This window comes from Citrobacter sp. C1 (genome assembly GCF_014596895.2).
Taxonomy (GTDB): domain Bacteria; phylum Pseudomonadota; class Gammaproteobacteria; order Enterobacterales; family Enterobacteriaceae; genus Citrobacter; species Citrobacter gillenii.
Window position 1 is genome coordinate 314,122 of record NZ_CP115035.1, and the last position, 14,952, is coordinate 329,073.

The following is a 14,952-nucleotide window of genomic DNA, read 5'->3' on the forward strand; positions in this document are numbered from 1 at the left end:
CACTGTATTAACAGGAAACCGCTTCCACTTCTAATAACGCCAGATCTTTTTTCCGCAACACCAGGCTGACTCGGCGTGTTTCAATATGGATAGGATCGCCTAATGGGGCGACGCGAACCACATTGAACGATGAGCCTGGCAGCATGCCGAGCGACAAGAGCTTTTGCCGGTACGCCGGGCTGATATCACGAGAAAAACCGGTAATTTTCCAAGCAGTGTCTGGAGTGAATTGCATAGGGACCTACTTATATCTCGCTAACTGGATGATTACCTCATGGGGCGAAAGGCGGCATGAGACCAGATGATTAGCCAACGAAGGAAAGAGTAAATAATCAACAAAACAATGATAATGAGAATGGTTTCTATCATCAATAGAATAAATGTGACGGAATGTTGGATTGGCGAATAATTTGAGTCAATTTTGATATGGCTCAACATTTATTCAGGTCTGACACGAATGATTCGCGGGAGAAACTATTGGAATTTATTAATGTTTAATTAAGGTTTCAGCTGTTAATAAAGTGATAAATATATTGTGACGGAAAGCGATAAATATATTAAATAGGCCGGATGGCAACGCTCGCGCGTCTTATCCGGCCTACAAATTAATAACGACAAGTTGGCCGGCTAAGGTGTTTACACCGCCATCCGGCACACGCGTCACACTAGCGCTTTTTACCCATTGCCGCCGCCAGTGCATCCATCATCGCACTGTTACCGGCTGACTGCGCCTCACGAGCACGGGGTTTTGCGGCTTTAGGCGCCGGGCGGTTACCCTGTGCGCGCTCGTTGTTGCCGCCGCCGCGACGGGCATTGGTTTCACCCGGCTGTTCGTCCAGACGCATGGTCAGGGCGATACGCTTACGCGGTAGATCAACCTCCAGCACTTTCACCTTCACAATGTCGCCGGCTTTTACCACGGTGTGCGGGTCTTCAACGAATTTGTTCGATAACGAGGAGATATGCACCAGACCGTCCTGATGAACGCCGATATCGACAAACGCACCAAAGTTGGTGACGTTGGTGACTGCGCCTTCCAGAATCATGCCCGGCAGCAGATCGTTCATGGTTTCTACGCCGTCAGCAAACTGTGCGGTTTTGAACTCAGGACGCGGGTCACGACCCGGTTTTTCCAGCTCTTTGATGATGTCGGTTACGGTCGGCACCCCGAAGCGCTCGTCGGTAAAGTCGGCTGCTTTCAGGTTACGCAATTCGGTGCTGTTGCCCATCAGGTCGCGCAGCGACTGCTCGGTGGCGGCCAGAATGCGTTCCACTATCGGATAGGCTTCCGGGTGAACGGTTGAGGCATCCAGCGGGTTATCGCCGTGGTTAATGCGCAGGAAGCCCGCGCACTGCTCAAAGGCTTTAGGCCCCAGACGGCTGACTTTTAGCAACTGTTGACGGTTCTGGAACTGACCGTTCTCATCACGCCAGGCAACAATGTTCTGCGCCATCATGCGGGTTAAACCGGCTACGCGAGTCAACAGCGGAACGGAGGCGGTATTCAGATCAACGCCGACGGCGTTTACGCAGTCCTCGACTACCGCATCCAATTTACGGGCAAGCTGGGTCTGGCTAACGTCGTGCTGGTACTGGCCGACACCGATCGATTTCGGGTCGATTTTCACCAGCTCGGCCAGCGGATCCTGCAGACGGCGGGCAATAGACACCGCACCGCGCAGGGAAACGTCGAGATCCGGGAACTCCAGCGCCGCCAGTTCAGAAGCAGAGTACACCGAGGCCCCGGCTTCGCTGACGATCACTTTTTGCGCGGTCACTTTCGGGAACTGTTTCTGCACGTCGAGGAAGAAGCGTTCGGTCTCACGCGATGCGGTACCGTTGCCAATCGCCACCAGCTCAACGTTGTATTTTTCGCACAGCGCGGCCACCGCAACGGCGGCTTTGGCTGCCTGTCCGGTATGCGGATAAATGGTGTCGGTCGCCACCAGCTTGCCGGTCCCGTCAACAACCGCGACCTTCACGCCGGTACGCAGACCAGGATCGAGACCCATAGTGGCACGCAACCCGGCCGGAGCGGCCATCAGCAGGTCGTGCAGGTTGCGGGCAAAGACGTTAATGGCCTCATCTTCCGCACGTTCGCGCACGGTGCCCATCAGTTCGGTTTCGAGGTGCATCAGCACTTTGATGCGCCATGTCCAGCTGACAACGCCTTTACGCCAGCTGTCCGCCGGCGCGTTGTTCAGGCGCAGACCCAGATGATCGCGGATAATCTGCTCGCCGTGGCTCTCTTTTGGCGGCTCATCGAACTGCGGGTCAGCATTCAGAGAAAGCTGCAGCACGCCTTCGTTACGCCCGCGGAACATCGCCAGTGCTCGGTGAGAAGGAACGGTGGAAATAGGTTCGTGGTGATCGAAGTAGTCGCGGAATTTGGCGCCTTCCTCTTCTTTCCCGCTCACTACGATGGAAACCAGATGGGCGTTCTTCCACAGGTAATCACGGACTTTTGCCAGCAGCGCGGCGTCTTCGGCAAAACGCTCCATCAGAATGTAGCGCGCGCCGTCGAGAGCCGCTTTGGTATCCGCCACGCCGTTTTCGGCATTGATGTATTTGGCTGCTTCGGTTTCTGGGTCGTGAGAGGGATCGTTCCACAGCAGGTCGGCCAGCGGCTCAAGACCCGCTTCAATGGCGATTTGCCCACGGGTGCGGCGTTTAGGTTTGTATGGCAGGTAGAGGTCTTCGAGTTCGGTCTTACTTAACGTGCCGTTGATCGCTTTCGCCAGATCGTCGGTCAGTTTGCCTTGCTCGCCGATAGATTTGAGGATCGCCTGACGGCGGTCTTCCAGTTCCCGCAGATATCCCAGACGGGTCTCCAGATTACGCAGCTGCGTGTCATCCAGACCGCCGGTGATTTCCTTACGATAACGTGCGATAAACGGCACGGTGTTCCCTTCATCAAGCAGGCGAACGGCAGCTTCTACCTGTTCAGCACGAGCCTGAATTTCACCTGCGATAATGCGGCAGAAAGAATCATTCATCATGGATAGCTTCGTCTTTAGGATAAAAATCAGGGGATAGTTATACGGATTGACTGGCAAAAATGCCAGCCATCAGCAGGGGCTTCGGATTGTTCCGTCTTATTTAACGTACTCAATCTCATTCACGTACCAGCTTGCTTCTCCGCCAGGGGTGTTCACTACCGCGAGATCGCCGACCTCTTTTTTGAGCAGGGCGCGCGCCATCGGTGAGTCGATAGAGATGTAATCCTTACGGCCAAAGATTTCATCGTAGCCGACAATGCGAAATTTGCGGATGTCGCCGTCATCATTTTCAATCTCAACCCATGCGCCAAAGAACACTTTTCCTTCCTGCTGAGGGGAGTAATCGACAATTTTTAGATTCTCCATGCACTTGGTCAAATAACGGACGCGTCTGTCGATCTCGCGCAGGCGCTTTTTATTATACTGGTAGTCAGCGTTTTCGCTGCGGTCACCCAGACTGGCGGCCCAGGTCACTTTCTTGGTGACTTCCGGGCGCTCTTCACGCCAGAGGTAATTCAGCTCTTGTTTGAGTTTTTCATACCCTTCACGGGTTATCAGGGGCGTTTTCATCTTATTGTTTTACCTTGATTCTGTGATGATGCGCACAATTGGTATTACGTGAGCATATCAACAGAATAAATAATGTATTACGAGAAACATTGTATACTTAAGCTGCTGTTTAATATGCTTTGTAACAATTTAGCCTGGAATTCATACCAGAATTTGCTGGTTACTCAGGTGAGCTTTCTTAAGAATACACACTTACAATTGTTGCGAACCTTTGGGAGTAATAACAATGCAAGAGAACTATAAGATTCTGGTGGTCGATGACGACATGCGCCTGCGCGCGCTACTGGAACGTTATCTGACCGAGCAGGGCTTCCAGGTTCGAAGCGTCGCAAACGCTGAGCAGATGGATCGTCTGCTGACCCGTGAATCCTTCCACCTTATGGTACTGGATTTGATGCTGCCAGGTGAAGATGGTCTGTCGATTTGCCGCCGCCTGCGTAGCCAGAGCAACCCAATGCCGATCATTATGGTGACGGCGAAGGGGGAAGAGGTTGACCGTATCGTTGGGCTGGAAATCGGCGCTGACGACTATATCCCGAAACCGTTTAACCCGCGTGAACTGTTGGCGCGTATTCGTGCCGTACTGCGTCGTCAGGCAAATGAACTGCCGGGCGCGCCGTCTCAGGAAGAAGCGGTTATCGCTTTTGGTAAGTTCAAACTGAACCTCGGCACCCGTGAGATGTTCCGTGAAGATGAACCTATGCCGCTGACCAGCGGTGAATTTGCCGTGCTGAAAGCGTTGGTCAGTCACCCGCGTGAGCCGTTGTCCCGTGATAAGCTGATGAACCTGGCCCGTGGTCGCGAGTACTCCGCGATGGAACGTTCTATTGACGTGCAGATTTCCCGTCTGCGTCGTATGGTGGAAGAAGATCCGGCACATCCACGTTATATTCAGACCGTATGGGGTCTGGGCTACGTCTTTGTCCCGGACGGTTCTAAAGCATGAGGCGAATGCGCTTCTCGCCACGAAGTTCGTTTGCTCGCACGTTATTGCTCATCGTCACCTTGCTGTTCGCCAGCCTGGTGACGACTTATCTGGTGGTGCTGAACTTCGCGATCCTGCCGAGCCTCCAGCAGTTTAATAAGGTCCTGGCTTACGAAGTCCGTATGCTGATGACCGATAAACTGCAGCTGGAAGACGGCACGCAACTGGTCGTGCCTCCCGCATTCCGCCGGGAAATTTACCGTGAGCTGGGGATTTCCCTCTATTCCAACGAAGCCGCTGAAGAAGCGGGGTTGCGTTGGGCGCAGCACTATGAATTCTTAAGTCATCAGATGGCGCAGCAGCTGGGTGGTCCGACGGAAGTTCGCGTTGAGGTCAACAAAAGCTCGCCGGTCGTGTGGCTGAAAACCTGGCTGTCTCCGAATATCTGGGTTCGCGTTCCTCTCACTGAAATTCATCAGGGCGATTTCTCGCCGCTGTTCCGCTATACGCTGGCGATCATGCTGCTGGCAATCGGTGGTGCATGGCTGTTTATTCGTATCCAGAACCGGCCGTTGGTGGATCTGGAACATGCGGCGTTGCAGGTGGGTAAAGGTATTATTCCGCCGCCACTGCGAGAATATGGTGCCTCTGAGGTGCGCTCGGTGACCCGAGCCTTCAACCATATGGCGGCGGGCGTGAAGCAGCTGGCCGATGACCGAACGCTGCTGATGGCCGGGGTAAGCCACGATTTACGTACGCCGCTGACGCGTATCCGCCTGGCGACCGAGATGATGGGGGAAGAAGACGGCTACCTTGCGGAGTCCATCAATAAGGACATCGAAGAGTGTAACGCCATTATCGAACAGTTTATCGACTATCTGCGCACCGGGCAGGAGATGCCGATGGAGATGGCGGATCTGAACGCGGTGTTAGGAGAAGTCGTTGCGGCAGAAAGCGGTTATGAACGTGAGATTGATACCGCGCTGCAGCCTGGCCTCATTCAGGTGAAGATGCATCCGCTGTCGATCAAACGCGCGGTCGCCAATATGGTGGTCAATGCTGCCCGCTATGGTAATGGCTGGATTAAGGTTAGCAGTGGCACAGAGCCACATCGCGCCTGGTTCCAGGTCGAGGATGATGGTCCGGGCATCAAGCCGGAGCAGCGTAAGCATCTGTTCCAGCCGTTTGTACGCGGCGACAGTGCCCGCAGTACCAGCGGTACCGGTCTGGGCCTGGCGATCGTGCAGCGCATCATCGATAACCATAACGGCATGCTGGAAATCGGCACCAGCGAACGCGGTGGGCTGTCGATTCGCGCCTGGCTTCCTGTTCCTGTCTCCCGTGTGCCGGGAACAACCAAAGACGCGTAAAAAAGGGAGGCGAAAGCCTCCCTCTGTTTATAGGGTAAACAGTAAAACCTCTGGCTTAAATTGCTTTTAATTGATTAATTATAAATGGGTTTTTTTGAATTAATAAAAGCAGTTTTCTTGGTGCTCCAGTGGGTTGGCGTCGTTTCGTTTCCCAGCTTTTAACCAGGTCATAACTCACACCAACCGCTATGGCAAAATCCTGTTGGCGTAACCCTGTTGCTTCGCGGATGGCTTTAACATCAATTTCGCTAAAAGTATGCACATGTTCAGGTTTAGGTGTTTCTTCACCTTTCTCTATACGTACCATTTCTTCTGCACTGGCCAGCAAATCGGCAAATAATTCGTCTTTCATTTTGGCCTCACCACACCGGATCGCGGTGTCCTGATGATTAAAATTCTCATAATTAAATCAGCATATCGGATAAGTGCATTAAAACTCTTTTTTGCTCTTCGGTTAAATCATCCTGTTCATTCTTAGGATAGAGCAAAGCCAGATAGATTCGACCTTTACGCGTCACGTTGTAATAGATAACCCGAATACCGCTGCGCTTACCCATACCAGAGCGACTCCAGCGAATTTTTCTGAATCCCCCCGTACCAGCGATAGTATCCCCTGCCTCAGGGTTTTCAATAAGCGCCTCTTGAAAGGCACGAAACTCATCGTCAGGTAAAAGTAACGGACGGCGTTTACTAAATCCCTGTAGCTCAATAAATGTGAACATGGCGCTTCCTGCGCATGGGGCTAATAGTACAAATTATAGGTGTACAGAGTACATTTTAAAAGAGTAAATACAATAAAAAGCCCCTTATCCTTTCAGATAAGGGGCTATATAACGAATCAAAAATTACAGCTTCGGACCGGCGCTGACTAACGCGGCGCCCGCTGGGGTATCGGTATACTTCTCGAAGTTTTCGATAAACAGTTTCGCCAGCGCATTGGCTTTTTCCTGCCACTGTTCTGGTGACGCGTAGGTATTACGCGGATCGAGAATACGTGTGTCTACGCCCGGCAGTTCGGTTGGGATCGCCAGGTCAAACATCGGCAGACGGAACGTTTCTGCGTCATCCAGAGAACCGTTCAGGATGGCATCGATAATGGCGCGGGTATCTTTAATCGAGATACGTTTGCCGGTACCGTTCCAGCCGGTGTTAACCAGATAGGCCTGTGCGCCAGCAGCCTGCATGCGTTTCACCAGCACTTCTGCGTACTGCGTCGGGTGCAGTGACAGGAAGGCCGCACCGAAACAGGCAGAGAATGTTGGGGTCGGTTCAGTCACGCCGCGCTCGGTTCCAGCCAGTTTGGCGGTGAAGCCAGACAGGAAGTGGTACTGGGTTTGATCTGCGGTCAGACGGGATACCGGTGGCAGAACGCCAAACGCATCGGCGGTCAGGAAGATAACCTTGGTGGCATGGCCCGCTTTTGACACTGGCTTAACGATATTATCGATGTGATAAATCGGGTAGGAAACGCGGGTATTCTCGGTTTTAGAACCGTCATCGAAGTCGATAGAGCCATCTTCACGTACGGTGACGTTTTCCAGCAGCGCATCGCGGCGAATCGCATTGTAGATTTCTGGTTCTGCATCTTTAGACAGCTTGATGGTCTTCGCGTAGCAGCCGCCCTCGAAGTTGAACACACCGTCGTCGTCCCAGCCGTGCTCATCATCGCCAATCAGGCGACGTTTCGGGTCGGTAGACAGCGTGGTTTTACCGGTACCGGACAGGCCAAAGAACACCGCCACATCACCTTTTTCACCGACGTTTGCCGAGCAGTGCATGGAGGCAATGCCTTTCAGCGGCAGCAGGTAATTCATCACGGAGAACATGCCTTTTTTCATCTCTCCGCCGTACCAGGTCCCGCCAATTAACTGAATACGTTCAGTCAGGTTGAAAGCCACGAAGTTCTCAGAGTTGAGCCCCTGTTCTTTCCACTGCGGGTTGGTGCATTTCGCACCGTTCATCACGATAAAATCAGGTTTAAAATCAAGCAGTTCTTCATCGCTTGGGCGGATAAACATGTTTTTAACGAAATGTGCCTGCCAGGCGACTTCGGTAATAAAGCGCACTGAAAGGCGGGTATCGGCGTTCGCGCCGCAGAATGCATCAACGATAAACAGGCGTTTGCCTGAGAGTTGCTGGGTGACTAATCCTTTCAGGTGCTGCCAGGTTTCCTGGGAAAGCGGTTTGTTGTCGTTCTTACCTTTACCCTTGTCGGACCACCAGAGCGTATCTCGCGTGGTGTCGTCACGGACAATGTACTTATCCTTTGGTGAACGCCCGGTAAAGATACCGGTATCAACAGCAACGGCGCCCAGATTAGTTAACACTCCGCGCTCGTAGCCTTCCAGATTTGGATCAAGCTCTTCCTGGTACAGCAGGTCGTAGCTGGGATTGTAAACGATATCCTGAACGTCATTGATACCATAAGCCTCGAGATCTTGCGGGGTTAAACTGTTGTTCACACGCATTTCACTGCTCCTTAGCCAATATGTATTACCTGGAATAGTAAGGTTTTTTAGGGATTGTTAACCGCGACAAGGCTCATAGATTTACGCATCCGGCAAAATCACAGATAACTGAATACGCTGCGACTCCTGTCGCAAATAGGCGGATATTATGGCAGGAAACCCTTTTTTGTTGTGGAAAATGTTCCTAAAACGTTAATGGAGAGTATATTTGGCGGGAATCTTGTGAGTGTAATCGCATTCATGTAGGAAAATAACGTAACTCAAACATATGAAATATCGATTCACGTCGCGTTGTGAGGGGCTGAAAGACACCGGTAAGTGCCAATAATTGTGATGTTGATGCGATAATGATCTTTTCCCTTCATTCTGGATTACGACATGGACAGTGTTGAGCTTTCACGTACGACCCGCTGGGGCATGATGTTTATTGGTCTGCTGCAAGGCGTAGTGTGTTACCTGCTGATGACTTACCTCATCCCCCATAACAGTAGCTGGCTGTTCTATGGAATGCCTGTAACGATAGCGCTGACGTCGGCGATTCTGCTTTCTGTGGTCTCGTTTAAACAGCGCGCGCTGTGGTGCTGGATGGCGGTGATCTTCTGCGTCGTACTGGCGATGAGCATCTGGTTGAAGGGGCACGTTGCAGGAGGGAACCGGTGGAATGAGAATGAGATTTTCTTTGTCTACGGTTGGCGCCTCTTTCTCATGGCTATGCTGGCGTTACCCTGGATCCAGTACCAACTCCATACGCGTACCGACCAGGCGCGCTATCCGCAGTTTTACAGCCAGATATGGCTGAATGTTCTGACATTGCTGATCGTCTTTGTCGCCAACGGCCTGTTCTGGATGGTCCTTCTGCTGTGGAGCGAGATGTTTAAGCTGGTCGGTATTCCCTTTTTTAACACGCTATTCTTTGAGACCGACTGGTTTGGTTATGTAACGTTTGGCCTTATTACCGCGCTGGCGGTGATTCTGGCACGTACGCAGTCACGCCTGGTGACGGCGGTACAAAAGCTTCTGACGTTGATCGCCACGGGTCTGCTGCCTCTGGTCGCGTTGTTAGCGCTGATGTTTATGCTGACATTACCCTTTACCGGTCTGGAGGCGATTTCGCAACGGGTGTCTGCGGCGGGGCTGATGTCGACGCTGACGTTGCTGCTCCTGCTATTGATGGTCGTTGTGCGCGAGCCGCAAAAACGCGACTTACCCTATCCAGGGGCATTACGTTATCTGATTAACACCTCACTTCTCGTCGCCCCGGTTTATATGTTGATAGCCAGCTGGGCGCTCTGGGTCCGCGTCAATCAGTATGGCTGGACGCCTGAGCGTCTGCATGGTGCGCTGATCATCGCAGTGCTGCTGGTTTGGTCATTCGGCTACATGGCGAGCATTATGCGCCGCGGACACAATCCACTGGAAATTCAGAGCAAAGTCATCCTCGGTGTTTCGTTACTGTCTCTGGGACTGTTGATTTTGCTGACGTCGCCGGTCATTGATGTCTGGCGTATTAGCGTCAACAGCCATATGGCCCGTTATCATAGTGGCCAAATTTCACCGGATCAGGTCAGCCTGTACATGTTGCGTAATAGCGGAAAACCGGGGCGTGCTGCGTTGGAGGCGTTACAAAAGGATGACGCTTTCACTAAGGACAGTAAGCGCAGACGTGATTTAAACGCCATTCTACGCGGGAACCTCGATCCCATGCGGGAACTGACCACAACGCAACTGGCACCGATGGTGATGATTGCGCCGGGTAGCAAAAAACCCGATGACGCATTCTGGCGGTTTGTAAAACAGCAAAGCTACCGTATTAGCTCCTGTGTTGAGCAGGATGCATGCGTGTTAGTGAATCAGGATCTTAACGCAGATGGTCAGCCGGAGCAGGTGCTTTATGCTTTTGGCGAGGGAGAAAGTCTGATCTTTGGCATGAAGGAAAAGCAATGGTCTTTGCTCGGCGCAGCCCAGTTACCTGAAGGATTCACGAAAGCGACGCTTTTGCAGGCGGTGGAAAATCACAGGCTGACTACAGCCCCCAGAATCTGGCGGGATATCACTCTCGATGGGAAACGGTTAGAGATTAACTACTACGCTGAGTAAACGCTGGAACAAGTAGCCCGGCAGAATGGACTGTCTGCCGGGCTATGAACTTAATGCACTTGTGGGTCAGCAGGGGATGCGTTGTTGCGGATCTCAGCAATATCCATCGCGTTAAACAGATAGTGGCTCGCGCAGTAATCGCAATTCATATCGATCTCGCCTTCTTCAGCCAGAATGCTGTCCACTTCTTCGTCCGGCAGGGTTCTTAGCGCATCTGCACAACGCTCACGTGAACAGGTGCATTTGAACACCACGTCCTGCGGATCGTACAGAGTCACCTCTTCTTCGTGATACAAACGCCACAGCACATCATTCGCTGGCAGCGTCAGCAGCTCTTCGGCTTTAATGGTTTCCGTCAGCGTGGCGAGGTGGGTAAAATCATCGGCCTGCGCGTCTTGTGCTGGCATCACCTGCAACAGCATACCGCCTGCTGCTGGCTTGCCATCGACGTCGCCAGTGCGGATAAACAGACGCGTTGGCAGTTGTTCTGAACGCAGGAAGTAATCTTCCAGACAGGCGGCCAGCGTGTCACCTTCCAGACCCACCACGCCCTGATAGCGTTCACCTTCTTCCGGTGTAATGGTGATCACCAGATAGCCGTTACCGACCAGCGTTTTCAGATCTGCATCTTCAGGGATATCGCCCTGAATGCGCGCGACACCGCGCATCTGCTGCTTGTTGTTACCGTTAATCACCGCCAGGCTCAGCGGGCCATCGCCCTGGAGCTGTACGGTGATATCACCGGCAAACTTTAGCGTAGCGGTCAGCAGGCTGGTGGCGACCAGCAGCTCGGCCAGCACGGTTTTAACCGGCTGTGGGTAAGTATGGTTTTCGAGGATCTGTTGCAGGGTTTGTGAAACGGTTACCAGCTCGCCGCGCACGGCAAAGTTTTCAAACAGATAACGATGTAATTGGTCATGTTGCGGCATAATCATCTCTCTTGCGGGTGACAGTCATTCACTGTCGCCGTGTTTAAATCGTAACAGGTCGCGGCGCTCTTTTTTGTCCGGTCGCCTGTCCGGGTGCGGCATGGTCAACGCGTTAAGTTTACGCGCCAGCGCTATTTTTTCGCGCTTTTCCACGCTTTGCGCGGTTTCTTCGTACAGCGTAACGGCTTCCGTTGCCGGGCGACGCTGTTCGGTAATGGCCTTAATAATCACCGTCCGCTCGTCATTTCCCTGGCGCAAGGTGAGGGTGGCATTTAGCTCGACAATCTTGCTCGGCTTACTGCGCTGCCCGTTGTAATGCACCTTACCGCCTTCAACCATTTCGCGAGCTATCGCACGCGTTTTATAAAAACGCGCAGCCCACAGCCATTTATCCAGCCTGACGTCAACAGGGGGCTTCTCTTTCATGGCATCTCCTTCACATCAGTGAGGGGATCAGTCGGCGGTAGTCATTCAGTGACGGATGGCGTGCATACTGTTTTTCCGCAATACCTGAATCGGGATTGGTCACGCCGAGGCAGTAACGAATGCCGAATTGAGCAGCGGCGTCGAGAATGGCTTCGCTGTCGTCAATAAACAGCGTTTTCTCAGCACGCATTCCCGTTTCTTCAGCTACAGCGTGCCATAACCGCTGATCCTCTTTGGGATAACCAAATGTATGGGTGGAAAGTAATAAATCAAGGTGTGAGGCCAGACCGGTATGCTCCAGCTTCACCGCCAGGTTATGTGGATGCGCGTTGGTCAGCAAAATACGGCGCTTGCCGCAGGCCTTTAAGGCATCAAGAAAGGGGACAGTATCTTCGCGCAGCACGGCGCGTGGCCCTTGGGCTGTCGTCATGGCACAAATATCCAGACTCAGGCGTTCGCTCCAGTAATCCAGGCAGTACCAGTTTAGCGTATGTTGCACGGCGTGATATTGCTGGCGAATATAGTTCTGGGCTTCCTCGGGAGAGATCCCCTGCTGCGCGCCATACGTTTCCGGCACCAGTTTTTGCCAGAAATAGTTATCGAACGCCAGATCGAGCAGTGTGCCGTCCATATCCAGCAGCACGGTGTCGACGTCCTGCCAGGCGATATCAATATGCATAGGAACTCCCAAAGGAAAACAGATGCGCGACAGGGTAGCATATCCTGTCGCGCGGGCGTGTTATCGAATGAGGCTTTCCGGATCGTCAATCAGCGTGGGATTCAGGCAACTTTCGTAGTATCCCTGAATTTCTGCGATGCGTGAGCGGTGGCGCTGGTAGCGTCTGAACGCCTGAATGCCGTTATAGAGCGCACAACCCAGCATGGAAAACATCAGCAAGGTGGTGCCGAGGTAACGCCACAGGCCAGAACGATCCGGGATACGGTGCAGCCCGATGTGCTGGGTTCCATTGGCATCGGTCGTGACATTGGTGACGATCCCTTCCGCGCGGAAGGGTGTCTGCATGAGCATCTGCGCCAGACGCTGGAAGGCGTTCCACTGCTCCTGAGGCGGATAGTCATACAACGATGTGGCAGGCCAGGGCTGATCGACCAGATCGCTGCCTTCGTCACTGATAATCAGGAAGCCGCCAGGCGCAGGGCTGTTCAGTGCCTGAGCGGCGCGGGCGGTCTCGCGTGCAATAAACGGCGCAGTGGAGGTATTGACCAGGTTATCCAGCGACTCGGCGCTGACCGGGCGCAGCAACACGTTTACACCATCCAGCTTACCTGCGTTGGCCCGCTTCACCAGCGCGGTCCAGTCTTTACTGTTACCCAGATTGACCAGCGCATTTTTCAGGCGCACACATTCATCTTCGGCGGCGCACAGGTCGGCAGTCTTCAGGACAATCTCACCAAAGTCATCCAGTAATACCATGCCGGATTTCTGAATGGCCGATCGTAACGATGCGCTGACACGGGAATCATCATCGGGTTTGGGGTGTAGTTGGCGGCTGACGGCCTGCGTGAGTGCCGTCGCTTTATTCACCAAATCGGACTCGGGCAGCGGCAGCGCGCGTGCATCATTCCAGATAATCTGTGAGCAATCGAAAGGTAGAAAAGGCGTGGTGGGCTGTGCGTTCCAGCTTCCGGATGTGTGAATATTGCACATTCCCGTACCGCTCAGATGCAGGGTATCGCCGACGCGAACCCCGGCGTTTTCGAGCTGCTTAACGCTGGTGGCCTCGATAGTTTGCGCACCTTTCATCCAGGACAGCGTGAATTTTATCGGCATATCCAGCGGGATCCAGAACAGCAGCATCAGCAGGACCAGCAACGATCCCCCTGCGATAACAGCGCTGCGTAGCCAGTGCTGCAAGGGGAAGTTTTTCACTTCGTCATGCAAGGATAAAAAACGCCCCTGGCGGACAACATGGCGATCGAGATAAATATCGATATCCGTTTGTTGCCCGAGATCTTGCGCAATGTAGGGCTGCCAGTGAGGCGGATAAATCAGATCGATAATACCCAGTGAGATATTATTAATATGTTCCTGGTCGTTTTCGCCAAACAGCCCCCAACGACGCGGGGTTCCGCGCAGGCAATGGATCTCCCGCAGGGCAGTTTTAGACGGCGGGGCGAACAGTCCCCACAGGCCCGCAGCCAGCAGCAATACGGCACCACCGGCCAGCCACGGTACAAAACCATCCGGCACGATTAAGCAAAAGAAGAACAACAGGAAAGATGCGGCAATCAGCAACGCCTCGCGGAGTCCTGCCGGGCGGCTCAGCGCATACTCTTCATGTGTTTCCTGGCGAATATTTAGCAGCTCAATTTGCTCGCTTTCTTCACCACGAATAGAGGCCTGCGTCGATGCAGTATGCTGTAGCGCATAGCCACGCGCTTCCTGCATGTACTCTTGCAGCGTATGACCGTTTAACGAGATCACCAGCGGTAGCGTATTTGTGTGGATCAGCTCAACGCTATTTTCGTCATTGATGTATTGTTCCCAGAAGGGAGGCAAATGCACTTCGACGGAATCCAGATAATAACGCCACTTATTGGGATCGTCCGTGGTGATACCGTAGCGCGTAATCGAATGGGTCAGCACGATGACGCTATTACTTTGGGCATTCAGTGTGAGCGATACTGGGGCGGCGCTGGCGCCTGTTGGGCCAGGTATCTGCTGATTTTGACTCAGGTTTTCCAGGTAGTTTTCGACTGCGCTGCGCTCTTCGGGCGTCAGTTTACGCTTATTGGCGTCTGAGAAAACGTTACTCCAGGGCAGTTTTTGCCGCCTGGATTTTGATCTGAGTCGCCACCCTGCAAGTAACGAGCAGGCCAGCAAAGCAGCTAAAAAAATCAGAATGGTGCTCATGCTTTCCCCATCTTACTTAGTCTGTCAGGCGTGGTCAGTCGCACCCTGGAAAATAATCGTGATTCTGTCGTTGGCTATCGGCAAGCGTGGAGTTGAACTTGAGCATCTTTAAAGTACAGCCCAGTAAATGCGAATCATAGCAAAATCACCAAAAACGGCATATCAGCAAATTCCTGGAGTTATTTCAACCTATTGACTTTTAATTTGAAATGGGAATTAACTTTTAGTACGTTACATAAATGTAAATAAACGGCAATTCACATTGCCGAAACCGTGCGGTATATCGCACAATG

Annotated in this window: 13 protein-coding genes; 3 read left to right on the top strand and 10 right to left on the bottom strand. The window is 52.7% G+C overall.

Annotation, left to right across the window (positions count from 1 at the left end; translation table 11 throughout):
• Window positions 1–7 precede the first annotated feature (7 nt).
• The 3 genes from feoA to greB form a co-directional block, all read right to left on the bottom strand.
• Window positions 8–235 carry a ferrous iron transporter A gene (gene feoA, locus IB214_RS01475; RefSeq protein ID WP_115257296.1) on the bottom strand — a complete coding sequence of 76 codons (228 nt, stop codon included), beginning with the start codon at window positions 233–235 and terminating at the stop codon, window positions 8–10.
• Between the two features lie 430 nt (window positions 236–665).
• Window positions 666–2,999, bottom strand: coding sequence for a Tex family protein (locus IB214_RS01480; protein WP_117342465.1), 2,334 nt, complete (start codon window positions 2,997–2,999; stop codon window positions 666–668).
• 96 nt (window positions 3,000–3,095) lie between these two features.
• Complete coding sequence (greB, locus tag IB214_RS01485; protein WP_003023524.1) at window positions 3,096–3,569, bottom strand: transcription elongation factor GreB; 474 nt, start codon at window positions 3,567–3,569, stop codon at window positions 3,096–3,098.
• Between the two features lie 226 nt (window positions 3,570–3,795).
• On the opposite strand from greB, the gene ompR reads away from it, so the two are divergent.
• Window positions 3,796–4,515, top strand: coding sequence for a two-component system response regulator OmpR (ompR, locus tag IB214_RS01490; RefSeq protein ID WP_001157751.1), 720 nt, complete (start codon window positions 3,796–3,798; stop codon window positions 4,513–4,515).
• Window positions 4,512–5,864 carry a two-component system sensor histidine kinase EnvZ gene (envZ, locus tag IB214_RS01495; RefSeq protein ID WP_096759268.1) on the top strand — a complete coding sequence of 451 codons (1,353 nt, stop codon included), beginning with the start codon at window positions 4,512–4,514 and terminating at the stop codon, window positions 5,862–5,864. The genes ompR and envZ overlap by 4 nt, the downstream gene beginning before the upstream one ends.
• A 55-nt stretch (window positions 5,865–5,919) precedes the next feature.
• Here envZ and nadS read toward each other — a convergent pair whose 3' ends face one another.
• The 3 genes from nadS to pckA form a co-directional block, all read right to left on the bottom strand.
• Window positions 5,920–6,216 (bottom strand): NadS family protein, encoded by a 297-nt coding sequence (gene nadS, locus IB214_RS01500; protein WP_003837894.1) that lies wholly within the window; start codon window positions 6,214–6,216, stop codon window positions 5,920–5,922.
• 52 nt (window positions 6,217–6,268) lie between these two features.
• A complete protein-coding gene (locus IB214_RS01505; protein WP_117342464.1) occupies window positions 6,269–6,586 on the bottom strand; it encodes a type II toxin-antitoxin system RelE/ParE family toxin in 318 nt (105 codons plus the stop codon).
• Window positions 6,587–6,709: 123 nt separating this feature from the next.
• Window positions 6,710–8,332, bottom strand: a complete 1,623-nt coding sequence (gene pckA / locus IB214_RS01510) for a phosphoenolpyruvate carboxykinase (ATP) (protein ID WP_115257300.1) — start codon at window positions 8,330–8,332, stop codon at window positions 6,710–6,712.
• A 378-nt stretch (window positions 8,333–8,710) separates the two neighbouring features.
• On the opposite strand from pckA, the gene IB214_RS01515 reads away from it, so the two are divergent.
• Window positions 8,711–10,429: a DUF4153 domain-containing protein gene (locus IB214_RS01515; RefSeq protein ID WP_115257301.1), complete on the top strand. Its 1,719-nt coding sequence runs from the start codon at window positions 8,711–8,713 to the stop codon at window positions 10,427–10,429.
• Between the two features lie 50 nt (window positions 10,430–10,479).
• Here IB214_RS01515 and hslO read toward each other — a convergent pair whose 3' ends face one another.
• From hslO to igaA, 4 genes are read right to left on the bottom strand one after another with little or no spacing between them, the layout of a single operon-like run.
• Window positions 10,480–11,358, bottom strand: a complete 879-nt coding sequence (gene hslO / locus IB214_RS01520; RefSeq protein WP_096759272.1) for an Hsp33 family molecular chaperone HslO — start codon at window positions 11,356–11,358, stop codon at window positions 10,480–10,482.
• Window positions 11,359–11,382: 24 nt separating this feature from the next.
• Window positions 11,383–11,784, bottom strand: a complete 402-nt coding sequence (hslR, locus tag IB214_RS01525; protein ID WP_115257302.1) for a ribosome-associated heat shock protein Hsp15 — start codon at window positions 11,782–11,784, stop codon at window positions 11,383–11,385.
• Between the two features lie 10 nt (window positions 11,785–11,794).
• Window positions 11,795–12,463 carry a GMP/IMP nucleotidase gene (yrfG, locus tag IB214_RS01530; protein ID WP_117342463.1) on the bottom strand — a complete coding sequence of 223 codons (669 nt, stop codon included), beginning with the start codon at window positions 12,461–12,463 and terminating at the stop codon, window positions 11,795–11,797.
• Window positions 12,464–12,523: 60 nt separating this feature from the next.
• A complete protein-coding gene (gene igaA / locus IB214_RS01535) occupies window positions 12,524–14,659 on the bottom strand; it encodes an intracellular growth attenuator protein IgaA (RefSeq protein WP_117342462.1) in 2,136 nt (711 codons plus the stop codon).
• Window positions 14,660–14,952 lie beyond the last annotated feature (293 nt).